Below are 20,806 nucleotides of genomic sequence, written 5' to 3' on the forward strand. Positions count from 1 at the left end.
TTGGATCGTAAAATATTGGATAGCTTTGTTGCGGCATTTAGAGAGAAAGTTATTTATAGGTTACAAAATGAAATTGATTTAGCATTTATTACAGGAAGTTATGTTAGAAAAAAACAGTTTGATGATGAACCTAACATTAATATTTATCTTGTGTCAAAAGAGGATAATTTTTATAGAGCAAATTATTTGTATGGAAAATTACTTTCTGAATTAATCGCTGCGTGGTCAAATGAAACTTTAGAAGTGTTTGTAGATTTGCATCCGTATGCTTTCGGGAAAAGAAATACTACAAATATGGTAAAAAATAGAATTAGTATCACAACTAATATGTTCAATGGAAAAGACAAGGGAAATCGTTTGAACCTAACACAAAATATCGGTAATGGTTGGAATACTAGTTTTAAACTCTTATATGGTAATGAGGAAATTTTAAGAGAGCTGAAGAATGAAGTTACCAAGAGTGAATCATGGTGGCTTGAGCGAAAATATGCATTACATTTATATAAAAGCCAAGTTCAAGCCCTGCCATTCATCTATCCTGTTAAAGAGAGCCCATTAATCTTGTTTAGAGAATCACTTCACTATGCAGAGGAAGGTATTCGTGATGGTGTAAGTATTCAATTAGATTCTGAAAGTTTGGCTACAGGGGGGGATTTGCAAATTATTCATGATTGGAGAAACAAATTGGTTCCATTTTATCGAGAGAATTATAATGAGAAAATTTCTAGTATAGTAAGTAAATTCTCGGAACTTAAGTATTCAAAATTTGAAGAGCAGTGCGATTTAGAAAAAGCTGAAGAGTGCTATAAGTGGACTGTGGAATTATTACAAGAACTAATAAAAGTCTGTGAATCTAAATATAAAAATAGAAAGAAGGTTTACTCAGTTGAATAAGAGATATAATGTAGCAATAATAGGTATGGGTATTTTTGGTAAAAATCACCTTGAAGTATTAAAAAAACTAGAAGCAGTAAATATTGTTGGTGTTTACGATAATAACCCAGCACGAAAAGCTCAAATTTCTATTCTTTATCCTGATATTCACTTTTTTGATCATTTTGAAGAAATTTTGAATCATGCGGATATAAATGTTGTGCACGTTACAACAGACGAAAGAACTCATTTTGAAATTGGTAGGGCTGTTTTAGAAGCAAATAAACATTTGTTTATGGAAAAGCCAATTACAGCCAATTATGAAGAAGCAGTGGCACTATGGGGGTTATCACAGGCACGTTCAAAAAAAATAGGGACAGGTCATTTATTACGACATGAAAAGAAGCATAAAAAATTAAAAGAGAAAATATTAAATGGTGATATAGGAAAAGTAAAAGCTATCACATTAAAGCGTAATTTTAGCCATGAAATGTTAGATCATTATGGAAGAATTAATGCGTATATTACAGCAATGGTACATGATATTGATTTAGTTCAATTTTTCACAGGAAGTTCCATAGAAAAAATTGCGGGGATACAAAGTGATCCTACAAAACAATCATATTCGTTTAACACTGCTTATTTAGAGACTCAAAGTGGGGTGTCAGCTCATATAGAAAATATTTGGTTGCTACCAGATTCTTATCCATACGGTATGGATTATGAGGTAACTATTTACGGTCAAAAAGGAGTTCTTCGAACAAAAATTAACCATGATATAGAGATATATAATGAAAAGACTACTTATGAAGAATTGTTCTTAGATGAAGCTCTAAAAGAGGAATTAGAATTTTTTATCGATACTATTATCAATAATAAAGAAGTGACAGAACCAACTATTGAAGAGGCTATTCATAATATTGAAGTTGCTGAGGAATTAATAAAAGTGGCTAATAGAGGAGTAATTCCAATAAGCAGTAATACAACAAAGGATGAGCCCATTTATGGTTAAAGTTAAATTAATGAATAAATTATCAATTCAAGAATTTTTAGATGAAAATGCTTATGAGTATGAAACAGACATATCTAAATTAGAGATTTATAATTATGATGCTTATGTAACGAAAGGTGATGCAAGGTTTATCATTTTTCCTAGCAGTCAGGAACAGTTTTCAAATCTTGTTCAATATTTAAATAGACATCAAATTCCGTATCTTATTAGAGCTTCAGGGACGAATTATTGCGGATCTGTACAAGCAAGAGAAGAGGATATTATTATCTCTACAATTAAAATACCTTTGCATGTAACTAGTGAAACAGAAAGATTATTTACGGTACCTGCAAGTATCCGTTTAAAAGAAATTAATGAGCGGATTAGCGGGAATCAAAAATTTTATCCTCCAGATCCCTCTTCTCATAATATCTGTACTATGGGTGGAACGATAGCCATGAATGCTGGTGGTGCAAAATGTTACATGTATGGTGTTACTTCAAATTATATTAGAACATTAAAAATGCTCACGCCTAAAATTGGAGAGGTATTATTAGGGTCAAAATACTTATACGCATTGTCAAATCAGGCTCTAAAGCACATGGTAATTGGTTCTGAAGGAACGTTAGGAGCGTTTACTGAATCAGTTATAGAAACTCAAAACCAACTTGAGTATCATAAAGATTTAGTTTTGGATTTTGTAAATTATCAGCAAGCAATTGAATTTGTGTTTTATATTATTGAGAATAAACTATTAACTAATTCTATTGATATGTCTACAAATCCATATATCCCAAATAAGTCAAAAGAAGTAGGGGCAAAATTAATTATTGGAATTGAGCATGATGATGAAGAAACAGTTAATCAAAAAATTACTTACTTAAAAGAGGCTGTTAGTGCGTTTAATGGAAGGGTAACTGCTGAGGGAAACTTGCATGAATTAAGAATAAAAGTTGTTCAAAATAATGTGAAACACATATTAGAAAATACAAATAAAAAGAAGTATTTTTTATTTGATACAGTAGTACCAAGAAGTAGGTTAAAAGAAATTATTGATTATTTCTTTAGTTTATCACTTAGTTTTGATTTTCCTCTATTAAATACGTATCATGCAGGAGATGGAAATATACATCCCACAGTTTTTTATGATCCTGAGTCTGAAGAAGAAATGGAAAAATTGGAGTTGTTTCTATTTCTTATTATAAAAAAGGCGAAAGAATTAGGAGGGGCTATAAGTGGAGAACATGGTATAGGAATTGAGAAAAAACATTTGCAATATATTTTGTCAGCGAAATATCAAAATAAGATGTATGAAATGATAAAAGATTATTTTGATCCTAATCATCTTATGAATAAAGGGAAAATGTTTAGTAACTTTAATGATAGTCAAAAGTATGTACATCGAATTTCACAGTTAAAAGATACATATCACATAACAGAATGTACTAGTTTAGATTATGTTAAATACGAACCAGTTAAAGAGGATGGTTTGAAGGATGTAAGTGTGAAAGAGCCATTTGAAGAAGTTAATGAAAGGCTCAATAAATCAGAATTAACTATTCCATATTACCCCGTTATAAACTTAAAATACTCTTTGGAAGAGTTAGTTAGATTGAATATCCCGAGTTTTATGGATAACTTTTATAATTTGGACTCCTTAATTAGAGCAGTTGAGTTTGAAGATTCTAAAACTATAGGTGCGAAGACATTAAAAAATGTAGAAGGATACAATCTTGTACCTTTATGTGCATTATTTGATGGGATAAAAGAATATACAATTAAAAATGTATTTTTGGAAGAGTTATATACAAGATTTTATTTTTATAAGATAGATGTAAATTTAGAAGAGCCATTTGAAATTCTAGAGAATGAAAAGGTAAAAAAATATTTAATTGATTATTATGTATGTTCTAACGGTACATTAATATTAATGTTTTCAAAAGCTATTGAACACGAGCAATTCCTCTTATTTGATGTTTTTAAGGGTGAGAATTTAGGTGAGTATAATACATTCACTATTATTTCATTAAAAGAACCCATGCCATTTTCAAGTATTAAATTTAAAAATTGGTTATATATGAATAACGAAAGATGTTTAATTGTGTTTGATAAAGACATAGATGAAATAGAGTTAAATAGTTTGAAGCCTTTATCACTTTCTATAAGGAGAATAGAAGATAGAAAAAGCCATTATATCTTTTTGGACGAAAAATTAAGGCAACAAATAAATATACAATCACAAGTTGAAGAGGGGCTTAAAAATGAATTATTTAAACTGTGTTAGGTGCGGTCTATGTTTAAGTAATTGTCCACAGTATATTAATAATAGGGACGAACGTGTGACACCAAGATCAATTATGATTCATCTATCAAATGGAGATAAAGAAGAAGTCAATAATATAGCTCTTACTTGTAAAGACTTTTGTGAAAGTGATTGTGAAGGTTTAGTGATGTGTCCGATGGGAATTGAATTGAAAAAATTTGTTGGTTAGTGAGGAGAGAATAAATGGTAATAGATATTCTAAAGGATATAGTGAAAATTAATACAGCTAATCCTGGTGGGAATACAAAAGACTTAATAAATTATATTATAAAAAAAATAAATAAGTATGATTTTGAATATGAAATATTTAAGACCAGTGAGTCAAAAGTCAATTTAATTATAAAAGTAAGAGGTAAAGTTAATAAAACAGTTGTGTTGAATGGTCATCTTGATACAAAGCCTTATGGAAATATGAATGAATGGAATTACGATCCATATGCTGCTACTGAAGAGAACAAGCGTATCTATGGTTTAGGTGCATGTGATATGAAGGCAGGAGTAGCCTCTATGATTACTCTTTTATGTACAATAGGGGAAGAAAAATTAATTCCAAGGTGGAATTTAGAATTTCATTTTGTAGATGATGAGGAAAATAATAGTACATATGGAATGAAGAGTTTGTTAAATTCGAATATTTTACAGAGAGATTTGTATGATTTAGCAGTTGTGTGTGAACCTACTGAAAATAGTCTAGTATTAGAATCTTTGGGGAATTCTTGGAAGATAATTAAAGTAAAGGGGAAGAAAGCCCATGCTGGCCATTATGAAGAAGGGGTAAACGCTAACGAAGTATTGGCAAATGTATTAATAAAGGCTCAGAAGAAAATCAGCAAAATGAAAGGAGAAAATCTATCTTTTCCAATGTTCCCTAATATTAATATAGGAATTTTCAAAGGTGGAGATCATCCAGGATCTGTAACGGATTATTCTGAAGCTGTTATAGACATTAGGGTAAGTAAAGAGTTTGAAAAAAAGATGATATTGGAAGAAATAGAAAATGTTCTTGAAGAGTATGATGTGCATTATCAAATTAATGATTACCTTCCAGAGATGTATTCATGGGATTATAAAAATTTATCAACTGAATTTTCAAGTGAGTGTTTAAACATATTAATGGATAAATTTAAAGATACTTTTAAGCAAGTTATAGCAAAAAATAAATTTTATGGAGGTTCCGATGCTGGCTATTATGCCGAAAAATTAGGGGTTCCTACTATTATTTTTGGGCCAGGTAGTTTACAGCAGGCTCATCAACCAAATGAATGGGTCAATATTAAAGGTGTTATGGATCATTTTAAGATTTTACAGAAATGGATGATTGATATTGATTGATATTGTTGGAAAGGGAAACATGGCTGCGCATTATCGGGAAATTATATCTGAAGATTCGAAATTGAATAAGTCACCTAATAAGAATATGATTATTGCCATACCATTTTTTTTACACGAGACCTATTTAAGTAGCGCCGAAACTAACAGATTATTAATAGAAAAACCGGCTGTAACTACTAGGAAGGGAATCGAAATTCTAAAAAACAAATGTGTATATGTGGGACATATATTAAGATTTTTTGAGACAACTGAATTTGTAAGGGATTTGTTGAATGAAACTCAGGCGGTTGTTTATGAAATTGATATTAAACGCTATACCAATAAGAAGAAAAAAGATTGGTGGTATAAATGTAATAATTTTTTGTTTTGGTATGAAGTTATTCATAGTATAGATTTAATAGATTATGTATTCCCTATAAAAAATTTTGAGTGGCGAGAGAAAAGGCTAAATATTAATAATGGGTTATTAATAGGAGTGAAAAGTGGTTTTGTAGTAAATGGTGTAAAGGGTAGATTAAATCATTTTATGGAAAGTAGTTATGAAGAAAACAAATTCACATTAAAGACTTCGATAGGGAATATCGAGATTATTAATTATGAAAGAGTGTACGTTAATGGGAAACTAGAAGTGAATTTAAATTTTGAAGAAGAATTTAATAAAGCTTTAAGAGAACAGGTAAAATCTTTTGTATTTAAAACTCCTAAGTTAGAGAGAATAAGTTGGGGAAATCTCGAACATATCTATGAAATAATGCTTGAATTTCAATAAGAGATTTTAAATAAAGGAATTACTCTTAAGGATAAAGTGAATTCTATATAATAAAAAGAATATAGGTGAAGGGTATGAAAATGAAATTTAGATATATAGTATTTGTTTGCATGAGTATAGCATTAGTAGCGGGAACTAGCTTCTCGATGGAATTAAAAGAAAAAAATATAGTAGAAGAACATCCGCCATACAATAGTCCAAGTAAATTATTAGTAGAAGAACATCCGCCATACAATAGTCCAAGTAAATTATTAGTAGAAGAACATCCGCCATACAATAGTCCAAGTAAATTATTAGTAGAAGAACATCCGCCATACAGTAGTCCAAGTAAATTATTAGTAGAAGAACATCCGCCATACAGTAGTCCAAGTAAATTATTAGTAGAAGAGCACCCACCATACAATAGCCCAAGTAAATTATCGAGAGAAAAATATCAATTGTATAATAATCAGAATAATGTATTGATATAAAAAAATATTTTAAGTTCATGGATATAATAAAGAATAAAACACATAAAAAAAGTACTTGTTTTTTACAAAACAAGTACTTTTTTTATGTGAGTTTAAATCCTATTATTTAAGTATTCAGTAAAATGTTTTTCAAAAAAATGGAATTGTGGTAAAATTTCTTGAGGGGGGGGTTCCATGCAAGAGAAAACATTGGAGAATTTAGGATCATTTATTCGTTTTAAAAGAATAAAAAAAGATTTTACTCAAGAGGGGTTAGCTCATGGAATATGCTCAGTTACATATTTAAGTAAAATAGAAAATGAAAAAATAATACCTAATCAAGAAATAATAAAGTTATTACTAAAAAGATTAGGTATTGAAATAAATGATAGTTTGAAAATACATGATATGATAAATCGTGTAAATTCGTTAATAGATGAAGGGATTGAATTATTAGAAGAAAAGAAATTTAAAGAGGTTGAGGCAATATTTAAAGAAATTCAGAAAGATAAAGAGATGATTTTAAATAATCCTAATATTATTTATGACTATTATATTTTTAAATTAAGATACCTTGTTGTAATTGATGATCTTGATCAAGCAAAAGTAGTTATTGAACAATTAAATGGTATAAAAGATTTATTAAAGCCTGAGTTGTACTGTTCATTTCTTCACTATGCGGGTATGTATAAATGTAAAAAAGATAAATATAAAGAAGGATTGCAATTACTACAAGAAGCAGAAATTGTTATGAATCAAATTGGTAAACCTATACCTAGTCTTTTGTACCATATGGCTTTAACTTTTAGTCATTTACAAAATAGCGTATTAGCAATATATTATACAAATGAAAGCTTAAAAGTTTATTCTAATCAAATGAATTATCAGCGGATAATAGATTGCAAGATGATAATCGGTATTAATTATATAAGAGTAAAGAGATGGGAAGAAGCAGAAAAGGAATTTAATAATATAATGAAAGTAGCATCTGCTATAAATAATAAAGTAGTTATGGCGACAGTGTATCATAATTTAGGTTATTTATATTCCAAAAAAGGAAATCATGATGCAGCGATGCGCAATTTTCAATTAAGCTTAGATTTAAAGGGGACAAAAGATTCCTCGTATTTTACTACAATCTTGTATTTTGTAACATATCTTTATGCCATAAAAAGATTAGAAGAGTGCCAAGCTATATTAGAAAAGGTTTTAAAAGAAAAAAATCTTAAATCCTATGCAATGCTTGAAGTTCAATTGAGAAGTATATGGTTTGAAGTTGTTTTCGAAATAGGGAAAAAAGAAATAAGTGATGTGATTTCTTTTTTTGAAGATGTAGCACTACCATATTTCTTGGGGATAAACAATCAAAAGCATTTAGGCACTTGCTATTATAAATTAGGTAAGTATTATTCTAAAAATCGAAAGTACAAAATTGCTAGTGAATATTTTGAAAAAAGTTGTATATTAAAAGAATCATAATAATTAATGCTACTAAATCTAAATTTAGTAGCATTAATTATTATGATTAACGTGATTCGATGTATTCTTGATTATTTAAGTATTTTCTTAATGCTCTGGGTATATAGATGGATCCATCTTCTTGTTGATGAACTTCAAGTAAGGGGATTAATATTCTTGGTGTCGCGATAGCTGTATTATTTAAAGTATGACAGTATTTTATTTCGCCATTATTATCTTTATATCTAATTTTAGATCTTCGAGATTGAAAGTCCAATAAATTGGATGCAGATTGTGTTTCGCCATAACTGTTTCTGCTAGGCATCCAAGTTTCAATATCATATTTTTTAAAAACACCCTGTCCAATATCCCCTGTACAAACAGAAACAACACGATAAGGAAGCTCGAGCAGCTGTAGAATTTCTTCAGCATTTTGAGTGATTTCTTCTAAAATAAGGTTAGACTTTTCAACATTATTTTCACATAGAATAACTTGTTCAACTTTACTAAATTGATGAACTCTATATAATCCTTTTACATCCCTTCCAGCGGCACCTACTTCACTTCTAAAACAATTTGATATTCCAGCTAATTTGATAGGTTTTTCTATATTAACGAATTCATTTGAATAATAGGAGACGATAGGTACCTCAGAAGTTCCTATTAAATATTTATTACTGTTTGCTAGTTTATAGGTTTGGTCTTGTCCAATTGGAAAAAATCCAGTATTAATAAACATTTCTTCATTAACCATTGCAGGAACTTCTAAAAGAGTGAAGCCTTTTTGAATTAAATGATCAATAGCTAGTTGCTGAACTGCTCTATGTAGAGAAGCTCCCATATTTTTTAAGTAATAATTCCTTGTACCAGCTACTTTCACACCTCTTTTTATATCAATGATGTCTAATGAATGTCCAAGTTCAATGTGATCTTTGATACTGAAAGTAAACGTTGGTTTTCTTCCGCATTCTTTGACAACAACATTATCTTTGTCAGAAAGACCGATAGGTGTATCGCTTGAAATAATATTAGGTACTAAAAGCATTAGTGTATTGTATTCATTTAATATAGACTCTAAATTTTGTTGATTAGCTTTTAATGACTTATTAATTTCATCTATCTGTAATTTTATACTTTTTATTAGGTGCTGATTATCGCCTTTTAACACAAAATCTTTCATATCATTAGATAATTTCTTTTTTGTGAATCTAGCTAATTCGATATCATGAATTAGCTTTCTCCTTTCAAAATCTAGTTGAATAATTCTCTCGATTGAAATATTAATCCCCTTTTGTTTAGCAATTAAACTTAGATCTTGTTGGTGATTTCTAATAAAATTAATGTCTAACATAATTAAAAACCTCACTTTTTTTACATTGAATTGATCGAATCATTTTTGATTTAGGCATTTAAAATTAATAAGTAATATTTAATCAAAACTATAGATGAAAGGTTGTATAGTGTAAAGGATTCTTAATGTATATTTTATACTCAAAAATGGCGAAAAAATTGCGATTTAAGTGCCGATTTTATCAATACCCTCTTCTATTATTAATTTGTATTATAGAACTATACATAATTATTAAGGAGGAAATGTTTTGCCAAATAATAAAAATAAAGAGGTTGAAAATACATTAATAGAACAAGATGGAGATACATTTAGTGTATTATCAACGTTTAAGGAGAAGTTATTAACTTTTAAAGGAAAGAATATTATCCTTTATTTTTATCCAAGAAACTTTACGAGTGGTTGCACTAAGTTAGCTTGTAATTTTCGAGATTATAGTTCGGAATTTGTAGATTTAGATACAATTATTATTGGTATTAGCCCTGATTCAGCGGTATCACATCAAGAGTTTATTCAATCTTATAAGCTACCTTATATTTTAATAGAAGATGAAAGTATGAAGATCGCAGATATGTATGGGGCGGTTGTTGAAGCAGATGATCGTAAGAAGATTATAAGAAAAACGATTTTTATCAATCGTGATGGAGAAATAGTACAAGAGTGGATTTATGATGATGTCGATGGACATGTTGAAGAAATTCTTCACTTAATAAAAAATTATAAATAGTATGGACTTTTTAAGAGTTGTAAGGTGAAACAATGGAGGGATTAAAATGAATAGGGAGTATTTAATAAAGAAATTAGAAGAACATGCGAATGTAAATCCTATGAAAATAGCAGTAAAATGTAAAGATAAGGAGTTAACATATCAGCAGTTTAATCAAATGACTAATTATGTTGCAAAGAATTTACTTAGAAAAACCGGTGGAGAAAATGTAATTATTCCATTGCGGACAAGGGATAATTTGAATACTTTAATTAGTATATTTGGAATTCTTAAAGCTGGGGCAGCTTGGTTACCTATGGCGAAGGAGATTACGCATGCTAAGTGTCAGGCTATTTTAAGTGAAATTGAGACATCCTTTTTTATTACAGATTTTGAAACTGAAAATTTTGGGAAGAAAATTATTCAAGCTAGTACTTTAATGTCTCAAAATAATTCTAACCTAGAATATGAAAGAGCCCAAGATAATTATAGGGATCAAAATATTTCATATGTACTATATACTTCTGGTACAACGGGTAAACCAAAAGGGTGTTTACTGGAAGACAAAAGTTTAATTCAAAAACTTATAACCCTTGATAATACGTTCCCTTTTAAAGAAAATGATAATTATTTATTTTCGACAAATTACTCTTTTGATGTATCTATCACAGAAATATTTGGTTGGGTATTTGGGGGAGGGACGATTACTTTATACGATTCTACTATTCCTTCAACTGGATTACCTAAATATATTTTTGAAAAAGAAGTAACCCATGTAGCTTTTTCACCTTCATTTATCAAATTATTCTTTAAAAATCAAGAGCATTATTTCCGTAATATCAAATATATGTTTATTGCAGGGGAAAAATTCCCATCTGATTTAGCTCAGAAGTTTAGTCGGGCGGCTTTAGATATGCAAGTATACAATTTATATGGGCCGACTGAAACGTCTATATATGCAACTTATTTTAATATTAATCAATTATCAGATGAGGATTTAAATGTTCCAATCGGTTATGCTTTAGATGGCGTGGACATTAAAATTTATAAAAATAATCAATTATTATCCGATGGAGGGATTGGTGAAATCTTAATTGGCGGAGAAGGCTTAGCAAGAGAATATTATAAAAGAAGTGAATTAACTGAAGAGAAATTCTTTTTAATTGATAATAATAGGTACTATAAAAGCGGCGATTTAGGGTATATTCAGGATGGGAAAATTTTTTATTTGGGGCGTGAAGATTCACAAATAAAAATTAATGGAATTAGGGTAGAAGCTGAAGAGATTGAAAGTACATTAAAAAAAATAATGCCTATCGAAGATGCTATTGTTCGCTTAGAAGAATATGAAGGGAAAAAATTCTTAACAGCATATATTAAAACAGATTATTACCTGGATTTTATGGCTTATGAACCTAAACTAAAAGAACAAATTGAGTCGTATTTTATCCCTAAAATGTATGTAAGTATAAAGGAATATCCTTTAAATAAAAATAATAAAGTGGATTTTGACAAATTACGTTTTGAATTTATTAATAAATTAGAGGACACTAATATAGAAAGTTTTGAGTTTAGTGATGCAGTACAAAATAGCTTGGCAAATATATGGAAAACAATTTTGAAGAGTGAGATTAATGTTAAAGACAATTTCTTTTCCATTGGTGGAGATTCTTTAGATTCAGTAGCGCTTATGATGGAAATTGAGGAAAAATTTGATGTTATTTTATCAAATGAAGAAATTATTAAGAATTCTACATTTTCAAAGATGGCCGGGGTAATTTCGGATAAAATAAATAAGGTTAATATAGGGGCATTTAAAAGATATTGGGGAAAAGTGGAGTTAGATTTCGAATTTGATATAAAAGAAGAAAATGAAGAAAATCTTTTAATCGTAAATCAAGAAAAAGAGAAATTAGTTTTACAAAAGTATTGTGAAAATCTTGATATAAGTGTGCAACCTGATCGAATTCTTTGCCTAGGGGGTATAAAACAGGAATATAAGTATAAGGAAAACGTAGTTATTCCGGTTTCAGCGCAAGGGACACCAAATGTCTCTACTTTTCCATTATTCAGTAGACAAGAATTTTATTTAAGACGAAATTTTAATTCTATTTTACTTAAGGAATTAGTGGTAATGAGTAAAGACGTTTCAAGAGTACTTGAGACGATTAAACATCTAGTTAATACGCAACTATTGTTAAGGGTAGTAATTGCGGAAAATAAACAATTTGTTGAGAAGAAAACAAATCCAAATATATTTAACGCAATCAATTATTATGATTTGTCAAATTTACCGTATGAGGAATCTATAGAGAGATTAACAGAGATTAAAAAGGATACACTTGAATCTTTGAGTAACCTGGATATCTATAATCACTTTTTATATGAAATTATACTTGTGAGAGAAAATAGTAAAAAACTTAAGGTTATTTTCTTTATGAATCACCATATCGCAGATGCATTTGCGTTAAATGTATTGCAAAGAGAATTTTTTGATTTTTATGATAATGAATCTTTAAATGTAGCAAATCAGTTGTTTGATTATCGTGATTTTACAGAGGATGTATTAGCTTTATGTAATGAAAAAACTATTTTAGATGTACAAAATAGTGAGTATTATAGAGAACTTAAAAACAATTTTGATGAATTAAAACAAAATTTAGTTATAAATTCTGAGGCGCCTATTTATGAAATTGTGGTAAATAATCAACATAAGGATAGAAATCAAAGAGCGGATTTAGTATTTAATAAAATTGCGAGTATTGTTGAAGAAAACTATGGTAGTACAAAACAATGCTATCAAATTTTAAAAAATTTAAACACATATAATGGTAAAAACTATGAAAATCAATTAGGGGATTATCATGTAAGTATTTTTGTACCATTTGATTCTCAAAATGAAGAAAACCTATTTTCTAAGAGTGAATTATTATTGAAAGATATATATATTGATAAGAAGTGGCATTTAGATTACTTATGTTCTTCAGAAAAATACAAAGATAATGAACAAATGCGGATCTTTCCAGAAATAAATTTAAGTATTAATTATCTAGGGGAGTTTACCTTAGAAGACTTAAATGATTGGAGAAATAAACTAGCAGCATCAAGGGAAATGACAGCTAAATTAAATACAAAAATAAGAATTACGTGTTTTAATTACAAGAATCAGTCATACATTTATATTTTAAACAATGCGGCATTGAATACTAATTATGATACGTGTATTTTCAATGCTAAAAAAGTTATTCTAAATTAAATTGTAAGATAATTCTTTCTTCTTCCTATCGATTTTCCTGTCCTTTTAATTTAGGATAGGAAAATCTTATATGAAATAAAAATTTAAAAATAGAATATGCAATTTTAAAGTTAAGGAAGGATATGTATGCAGGAGAAATTATGGTTACATAAAAATTTTTTACTTTTGACATTTGGAAATGTGACATCAAAATTGGGAAGTAAAATTTATGAAGTTATGTTAGCGTGGTGGCTGGTTGAAAAAACAGGCAGTGCTAAATTATTTGGGATGGTAACAGCTGCTGGTTTAATTTCAGTTGTTGTATGCAATATATTTAGTGGTGTTATAGCAGATAGATTTAATAAAAAACATATATTAGTTATATCCGATTTAATTAGTGCGATTGTTTGTATAATTGTAGGGCTGTTCGTAATGAATGATGTTTTGCATGTACCGATACTGGTGTTAGCAGCAATTTTGTTAGGGATAACTAATAGCTTATTTACGCCAACATTAAAAGCGATTTTACCCTCTTTAATTGAAAAAGAAATGATAGTTAGTGCTAATTCTATAACTACTGTAATTAGTCAAGTTGTAACGGTGTCAGCTCCCTTGTTAGCTGGTATGATGATTAAAGGTTTTTCATTTGGGCTAGGAGTTGCATTTCTTGTTAACGGTATAACTTATTTTGTTTCTGCAATAAGTGAATTGTGTATTAAATATTGTCATAAAGTTGAAAAAACATCGAAAAACATAAAATTTCTTACAGACATAAAAGAGGGTTATTCTTATGTGAAAAATCAAAAGTGGTTATTACATTTAATCTATGTATCTGCTGTAGTGAATCTTTTTATTGCAGCTTATAATACAATTTTGCCCATGTATTTTTTGCATAGTTATTCAGACGATGGCTCACTTTATAGTTATGCACTCGGCGCAGAGGCTGTATTTGCAATTGTTGCGGGAATTGTAATATCTAAGAAGAAAAATGATAATCCTACTCCAGCTTCGTTGAAAAAAGAGCTGATCTTTTGTGGAGTACCGATTATTCTACTTCAACTTATTCAAGTAAGTTATATTTCAATCCTACTCGTAGGGTTCTTTGGTTATTATCTTACTAAATTTAATATTTATTTCTTTTCTATTGTTCAAAGAGAAGTCTCTAAGGATAAATTAGGTAGAGTTTTTTCAATTATATTTATGGTTGCTTTATCTATAATGCCATTGGGAAATCTGATTTTTGGATTATTTAGTAATCAAATCATAAGTTTTGTGTTCATTATTACAGGAGCCGGGATAATTATTTCTACATTGTTAATTAAGGTGAATGATTTAGAGGATATTAGTATAGAAAATGATAAGGGCATCTTAGTTGTAAAAGAGTAGATTGTTATATTAATTAAAAAAAGATGCTATGAAAGTTCTTATAAGAACTTTCATAGCATCTTTTATCTTATTTTAAATTAGTAATTAGAGTATGATAATAACTAGATAAATTTTAAGGCTTGTTATTATTGAGTTCACTCTATTTATAGAAAACATTAAAGATTTGAAGAGATACGCTGGTTAAGTTTATATATTTTGCTTTGATTTTTTTATATGTTTAATAATATTTATCAGCTTGTTTTTGTCAGCTTTCTCTATATGCCTCTATAATAGGTAGAGTAGGGTGTTCGTATCCTATTTGTAAAATAATACACTAGGTGATGAAATGGTACATACATATTTAGGTGAGACAATTAATTTTCATATAACTTATAAAAAGAAAAAGTCCGTGCGTCTTTTTGTAGATTCGTACGGAAATGTGGAAGTGCAGGCTCCAAAGGGAACACCTGTTGAATACTTAGTCCAGTTGCTAGAGGAGAAATGGGATTGGATTCAGAAAACACGTAAGGAAATGCAAGAGCGAGCGCTTGGACCACAGGAAAAGGATTATGATCAAGGAGAGGGCTTTCTGTATTTAGGAAGTACGTATCCGATACAGATTTCTCAAGATGCAAGTATTAAGCAAGACAATGCAGTGTTTGAAGGGAATAAGCTACATATTTATGTGAAAGAGCTTAAGGATGAGAAAATACAACAAGCTTTAAAACGATTTTACTATAAGCAGTGTAAGTCATTAGTAGAGAAGAGTATTAAAGCACATCAAAGTAACTTCAAAACAAAACCGCGTTCTATTCGTATTACAGATAGTAGCCGTACGTGGGGAACTTGTGATTCAAATCTACAACTAACGTTCAATTGGAAGCTAGCGATGGCACCACAGCAAGTAATTGATTACGTAGTTGTTCATGAAATGTGTCATATGGTTCATTTAAATCATGATCGTTCTTTTTGGCGTCTTGTCGGGAAAATCATGCCTGATTATAAGGAAATGGAGAATTGGTTAGCGTTATCTAGCTGGAAGATGACGGTTTAGGAAGGGATATCGATTTTTGTCGGTAAATCGATATTTCTTGTCGAATCGTTGATATATTGTAAGTTATGATAGATATATTCGAAAAATCGTTGATATAATTTCATTTACTACAGAATTGTTTAACGGATCGAAAAAAGGAGATGTCACAAGGGACATCTCCTTTTTTCGAGCATATAGATCATCGTCCAAACTTCACAACAAAATCTCCGTCCACTTTTTCCATCTCATACCCACGATACCCCTCTGAAATCAACGCCTGCTGCCCAACAGCATCGCTCATCGGAACGCTCTTAAACTCCGCCCACACTCTCTCCTTGTCCTCACGTAATTCCTTCACAAAAACATACCGCATACTCCCGCCATATTTCTCCTTCAATGCAGCAATCTCCATTCCTTGCGCAAACTTATCTTTTAAACTTGGAATGTTAAAAGGAGCAACGGTGCAACAAACGTAATCGTATTTGCTATCTTCGTTTTGTAATTCGTCCATGATAACTGTCGCTAATATTTTTTGCATCCCATTTCCTCGGCAGTTCGGATGAACATTTGAAATTTCTTGATAAATGACGCGATGTAGTTCGCTTTCTGCTATGCCAATATCAAGTCCTAAATGTTCATCGTCAATAGGAGGGACGAGTAGGGCACGAAATGCGATGAGTTCGTTTTCGATAAAAGCACCGATCATCATGCCGTTTCCTTCTAGAATGTATTGAAACTCTTCTAGCGAGAGTGGTTGTAAGCGACTTTTATCTTCTAGCACCTCAACTACGACGTTTTGTAGTGATAAGATTTGCTCGATGTTCTCTAGTGATAGTAATGTAACGTGAAATGGATCGTTATTTTGTTTTAATGATCCTTTGTATAGCACTGTCATGCGTTAGTCCTCCTTTAGCGTACAACGTCTTGAAAGACGGTTAGTTCTTGTAATGTATCTTGGTTTATTTCAATGCCGAGTCCTGGCTTTTCGTTTAAGCGAATGAATGGTACGTCGTAATGTAAGTTTCCGATGTCTTTAGTGAACTTTAATGGACCTGTTAGCTCAACGCTAGTAATAATTTTTTTTGAGAAAGCGACATGGAATCCTGCGGAAGAAGCAACGGATGATTCGACCATTGAGCCAACTTGGCATTCAATGCCTGCCATTTCAGCTTGATGAGCGAGTTTTACAGCTGGATATATACCGCCGCATTTCATTAGTTTTATATTTACTTTATCAGCTGCGTCTAATTTAATGATTTGGCGCATTTCACGAGAGCCTTTTAATCCTTCATCAATCATAAGCGGAAGGTCTGTTTTAGAACGAATGTGAGCCATTGCGTCAATATCATCCGCTATAACAGGCTGTTCAATCCAGTCGATGTTTAAATGCCCCAATGAACGAAGTGCCGTTAATGTGTTGGCGCTATTTTTCCATCCTTGGTTTACATCAACGCGAATCGCAATATTATTTCCTACACGTTCACGTACCGCTTCAATTCTTTTTACATCTTCTTTTACATTCGTACCGACTTTCATTTTGAAAGATTGGTAACCTTTTTGAATCATGGAAGCAGCTTCTTCAGCCATGTCTTCAGGTTCGGCGATACTTAAGACGTGAGTGACAGGAAACTCTTCATGGTAGCGTCCGCCAATTAATTGATATACAGGTTGATTTAATTTTTTGCCCATTATGTCAAAGCAAGCGATATCAATCGCAGCTTTCGCTGTTGGAACACCGTAAATTGTATTGTCCATCATATCGTGTATTTTTTCGATATTCATTGGATTTTGTCCAATAAGAGTAGGAGCTAGTGTATGTTTTAAAGTATGGAAAGTGCTTTCCCATGATTCACCTGTAACGTGATCATCAGCAACGCCTTCACCGTAGCCGACAATACCTTCATCTGTTTCCATTTTGACGATAATAGAAGGCATATCAGAATAAGAACCATAACTAATAACAAACGGATCGCGAAGTGGTAAACGAATTGCGTAAAGATGAATAGCTGTAATTTTCATTAGGTAGAGACCCCTTCCTGTTTACAATAGTTTTGTACATTTGATATAGTTGACGTTAAATAGTCGTTAATTAATGATAAGGAGTTAAAGAAATGATGATAAAAATTGCAGTTGTCGGTTCAAAGGAGTTTATGGAGAATCTTTTACCTATTGCTCATAAACTAGAAGAAATAGAGATTGATCCATATATTTACCTTCATCCGGCGGAATCTTCTGAACTTTTAAAGCGTTTAAAGCCTTGTGACTTCATCTTTTTCTCAGGTGCTTTACCTTATTATATGGCAAAAGAAATAAGAGAACAATTACGAATTCCAAGTACGTATTTACAGCAAGACGAGACAACTGTCGTATCTTCCATTCTTTCTGTCATGTATCACCAACGTATTCAACCACATAAAATTTCAATTGATTTAGTAGACCGCTCATTTATTACAAATGTGTTCCATGATATCGGTATAAAAGAAAGTCCACAAGTGTTTGATTATGAAAATATGCTGTGGAGTAAAGACGAAATAAATAGAGTTACGGATTTTCATAAAGCTAAATATCAATCAGGAGAAACTCATTTAGCTTTAACTAGTATTCATGCTGTCTATGATGAACTTCAAAAAATAGGTATTCCTTCAGAGCGTATGATAGATCCGAAGCAATCCATTATACATGGGTTAAAAGATGCAAAAATAAAAGCTGAGTTAGCAAAAAGCCATTCAGCTACTGTCGGTGCTTGTATGATTTCTTCTTTAGAATTACGAGAAGGTTTGCTTGAGCAATTAGATGCTATTTCAAAAGCACTACATGGTTCATTTAAAAAAATTGATGAAATGACGTTCATTTTGTATACGACTCGTGGTGATATTGAATCAATTATAAAAACAAATATGATAAATACCCTATTTGCAAGTATAGAAGGAACGATAGCGATTGGATTTGGTTACGGAAAAACTGTGAAAGAAGCGGAGCAAAATGCTAAAATCGCTCAAATTTTCGCGAAGAATAATCCAATAGACCACTGCTTTTATATACTAACAAGTGATAAAGAACTATTTGGTCCGTTCCCGAAAGAACAGAGAGTACAAAGTTTGAAAAATGAAAACCCGGAACTCATGAAAATAGCGAAGGAAACGAAACTTAGTCCAGCAAACTTATCAAAAATTATTCAATTTAGTCAGTCACATTCGTCATTGAAGTTTACAGCAGCAGATCTTTCTGAATACTTACAAGTGACTCGCCGATCAACAGAAAGGTTATTAAAGAAACTAGTTGATTATGGGTATGCTCATATTTGCGGCGAGGAAATGCCCTATCAACAAGGGCGCCCTCGCGCAATATATGAACTGAATTTACCGTTATCTTTAAGCTTCTAATTGAGCTTGTTGTTTTTTTAGTAGTTCTGCTTTTTCAATATCAGATAGTTTTGTAATTGTGAGACCAGTTATGCCGTAAAGGATTGAAATAATAGGTACGATGAAATTCAATATAGCATAAGGAGCATATTCGAATGCGCCAACTCCAAGTGTTGCGAGTATAAATACACCACATGTATTCCAAGGAACGAAGACAGAAGTTAATGTTCCACCATCTTCTAATGCTCTGGATAAATTTTTAGAATGTAGTCCTTTTTCTGTGTATGCATTTGCGTACATTCTTGAAGGAACAACAATTGAGATATATTGTTCAGAGCAAGTAAGATTGGTTGCAAAGCAAGATGCGATAGTAGAAGCGATAAGTCCTTTTGCTGATGTCGCTAATTTTAAAATTTGATTTACAATTGAGCGAAGAATACCAGTATGTTCTAGTACTCCGCCGAAAGTCATAGCGACAATTGTCATAGAAACTGTATTCATCATCGAATCTAAGCCACCGCGGTTAAAGAGTTCGTCTACTAGTTTGTTGCCAGTGTCTATGACAAATCCATTTTGGAGTGCACCGACAGAGGCGGAGACAGAACCACCTTGAATAAAGACTTGTGATAAAAATCCTAAAATAATACCTACGAGAATAGCTGGGATCGCAGGAACCCTTTTAGCGACCAATACCATAACGACTACAGGTATGATTAATAGGAAAGGTGAGATAACAAAGTTTTGTTGCAATACTTGTAACGTTTGATCGATACTTTTTGCATCAATATTGTTAGCGCCGAAGCTTTTTCCTAAGAACGCATAAACGATAAGAGTAATAATTAAACCTGGAATTGTAGTAAATAACATATGACGAATATGTGTGAATAAATCTGTATTTGTTAATCCTGCAGCTAAGTTTGTCGTGTCTGAAAGCGGTGACATTTTATCACCGAAATAAGAACCGGAAATGATAGCACCGGCAACCATTGGAGCTGGGATTCCCATACTTAGGCCAATTCCCATTCCTGCAACACCAATTGTTCCCATTGTAGACCAAGAGCTACCGATAGCTAATGCAACAATAGAACAAATAATTGTAATTGAAACTAAAAATAGTGATGGAGTTAAAAGATTTAAACCGTAATAAATCATTGTTGCGACAATTCCGCCGCCAATCCAAGCACCAATCGTTAAACCTACTAGAATAATGATAACGATAGCGGGTAATGCGAGGCGAATTCCTTTATACATCGCTTCTTCAATGTCGTGCCATTTGTAACCGTAACGCCAAGCGACGATAGAAGCAACGGTTGTACCGATAATAAGTGGGACGTGAGGGCTTTGTTTTAATACAACAATTGTAACCATCATAACTGCAACTGTAATGATAATAGGGATTATTGCTACGCCAAAAGGTATTTCTTTTTTCATAAACTGCCTCCTCATTATATATGTTTATATTTTTAGAATTGTCGCAAAATAGACGTTATTAAATTATAATAACTAAAAAATGATATGAGCGTCAATAAAAAACAGAAAATAAGGAATGTTCTATCGTTATA

The 20,806-nt window shown here is 31.1% G+C and carries 17 protein-coding genes; 13 read left to right on the plus strand and 4 right to left on the minus strand.

Features of this window, described 5'->3' with window-relative positions:
- The 8 genes from J0835_RS01965 (at position 1) to J0835_RS02000 (ending at position 8,216) form a co-directional block, all read left to right on the plus strand.
- Complete coding sequence (locus tag J0835_RS01965) at positions 1-894, plus strand: hypothetical protein (RefSeq protein WP_087979240.1); 894 nt, start codon at positions 1-3, stop codon at positions 892-894.
- Positions 887-1,885: a Gfo/Idh/MocA family protein gene (locus J0835_RS01970; RefSeq protein ID WP_087979241.1), complete on the plus strand. Its 999-nt coding sequence runs from the start codon at positions 887-889 to the stop codon at positions 1,883-1,885. The genes J0835_RS01965 and J0835_RS01970 overlap by 8 nt, the downstream gene beginning before the upstream one ends.
- Entirely contained in the window at positions 1,878-4,148 is a 2,271-nt protein-coding gene (locus J0835_RS01975) for an FAD-binding oxidoreductase (protein ID WP_087979242.1), read from the plus strand. The genes J0835_RS01970 and J0835_RS01975 overlap by 8 nt, the downstream gene beginning before the upstream one ends.
- Complete coding sequence (locus J0835_RS01980) at positions 4,126-4,356, plus strand: 4Fe-4S dicluster domain-containing protein (RefSeq protein WP_087979243.1); 231 nt, start codon at positions 4,126-4,128, stop codon at positions 4,354-4,356. The genes J0835_RS01975 and J0835_RS01980 overlap by 23 nt, the downstream gene beginning before the upstream one ends.
- Positions 4,357-4,370: 14 nt before the next feature.
- Positions 4,371-5,519 carry a M20 family metallopeptidase gene (locus J0835_RS01985; RefSeq protein WP_087979244.1) on the plus strand — a complete coding sequence of 383 codons (1,149 nt, stop codon included), beginning with the start codon at positions 4,371-4,373 and terminating at the stop codon, positions 5,517-5,519.
- The gene (locus tag J0835_RS01990) at positions 5,512-6,288 is read left to right on the plus strand and encodes a hypothetical protein (protein ID WP_242250146.1); all 777 of its coding nucleotides are present in this window, start codon (positions 5,512-5,514) and stop codon (positions 6,286-6,288) included. The genes J0835_RS01985 and J0835_RS01990 overlap by 8 nt, the downstream gene beginning before the upstream one ends.
- 80 nt (positions 6,289-6,368) lie before the next feature.
- Entirely contained in the window at positions 6,369-6,758 is a 390-nt protein-coding gene (locus J0835_RS01995) for a hypothetical protein (protein WP_333728054.1), read from the plus strand.
- A 174-nt stretch (positions 6,759-6,932) separates the two neighbouring features.
- Positions 6,933-8,216 carry a tetratricopeptide repeat protein gene (locus J0835_RS02000; RefSeq protein ID WP_087979247.1) on the plus strand — a complete coding sequence of 428 codons (1,284 nt, stop codon included), beginning with the start codon at positions 6,933-6,935 and terminating at the stop codon, positions 8,214-8,216.
- Positions 8,217-8,262: 46 nt separating this feature from the next.
- Here J0835_RS02000 and serS read toward each other — a convergent pair whose 3' ends face one another.
- Positions 8,263-9,546, minus strand: a complete 1,284-nt coding sequence (gene serS / locus J0835_RS02005) for a serine--tRNA ligase (protein WP_087979248.1) — start codon at positions 9,544-9,546, stop codon at positions 8,263-8,265.
- A gap of 247 nt (positions 9,547-9,793) precedes the next feature.
- On the opposite strand from serS, the gene J0835_RS02010 reads away from it, so the two are divergent.
- The 4 genes from J0835_RS02010 (at position 9,794) to J0835_RS02025 (ending at position 15,903) form a co-directional block, all read left to right on the plus strand.
- Positions 9,794-10,270 (plus strand): peroxiredoxin, encoded by a 477-nt coding sequence (locus J0835_RS02010; RefSeq protein ID WP_087979249.1) that lies wholly within the window; start codon positions 9,794-9,796, stop codon positions 10,268-10,270.
- A 46-nt stretch (positions 10,271-10,316) separates the two neighbouring features.
- The gene (locus tag J0835_RS02015; RefSeq protein ID WP_087979250.1) at positions 10,317-13,505 is read left to right on the plus strand and encodes a non-ribosomal peptide synthetase; all 3,189 of its coding nucleotides are present in this window, start codon (positions 10,317-10,319) and stop codon (positions 13,503-13,505) included.
- 126 nt (positions 13,506-13,631) lie between these two features.
- Positions 13,632-14,870, plus strand: coding sequence for an MFS transporter (locus J0835_RS02020; protein ID WP_087979251.1), 1,239 nt, complete (start codon positions 13,632-13,634; stop codon positions 14,868-14,870).
- Positions 14,871-15,195: 325 nt separating this feature from the next.
- Complete coding sequence (locus J0835_RS02025; RefSeq protein WP_087979252.1) at positions 15,196-15,903, plus strand: M48 family metallopeptidase; 708 nt, start codon at positions 15,196-15,198, stop codon at positions 15,901-15,903.
- A 178-nt stretch (positions 15,904-16,081) separates the two neighbouring features.
- On the opposite strand, the gene J0835_RS02030 is transcribed toward J0835_RS02025, so the two are convergent.
- Both J0835_RS02030 and J0835_RS02035 read right to left on the minus strand, forming a co-directional pair.
- Positions 16,082-16,777, minus strand: coding sequence for an N-acetyltransferase (locus J0835_RS02030; protein ID WP_087979253.1), 696 nt, complete (start codon positions 16,775-16,777; stop codon positions 16,082-16,084).
- Positions 16,778-16,791: 14 nt separating this feature from the next.
- A complete protein-coding gene (locus tag J0835_RS02035) occupies positions 16,792-17,901 on the minus strand; it encodes a mandelate racemase/muconate lactonizing enzyme family protein (RefSeq protein WP_087979254.1) in 1,110 nt (369 codons plus the stop codon).
- Between the two features lie 92 nt (positions 17,902-17,993).
- Here J0835_RS02035 and J0835_RS02040 point away from each other — a divergent pair, with 92 nt between their 5' ends.
- Positions 17,994-19,265: a transcriptional regulator gene (locus J0835_RS02040; protein WP_087979255.1), complete on the plus strand. Its 1,272-nt coding sequence runs from the start codon at positions 17,994-17,996 to the stop codon at positions 19,263-19,265.
- On the opposite strand, the gene nhaC is transcribed toward J0835_RS02040, so the two are convergent.
- Positions 19,254-20,675 (minus strand): Na+/H+ antiporter NhaC, encoded by a 1,422-nt coding sequence (gene nhaC, locus J0835_RS02045; RefSeq protein WP_087979256.1) that lies wholly within the window; start codon positions 20,673-20,675, stop codon positions 19,254-19,256. The two genes, J0835_RS02040 and nhaC, sit on opposite strands and share 12 nt — an antisense overlap.
- Positions 20,676-20,806 lie beyond the last annotated feature (131 nt).

It is taken from the genome of Bacillus cereus group sp. Sample62, from assembly GCF_036851315.1.
GTDB lineage: Bacteria > Bacillota > Bacilli > Bacillales > Bacillaceae_G > Bacillus_A > Bacillus_A wiedmannii.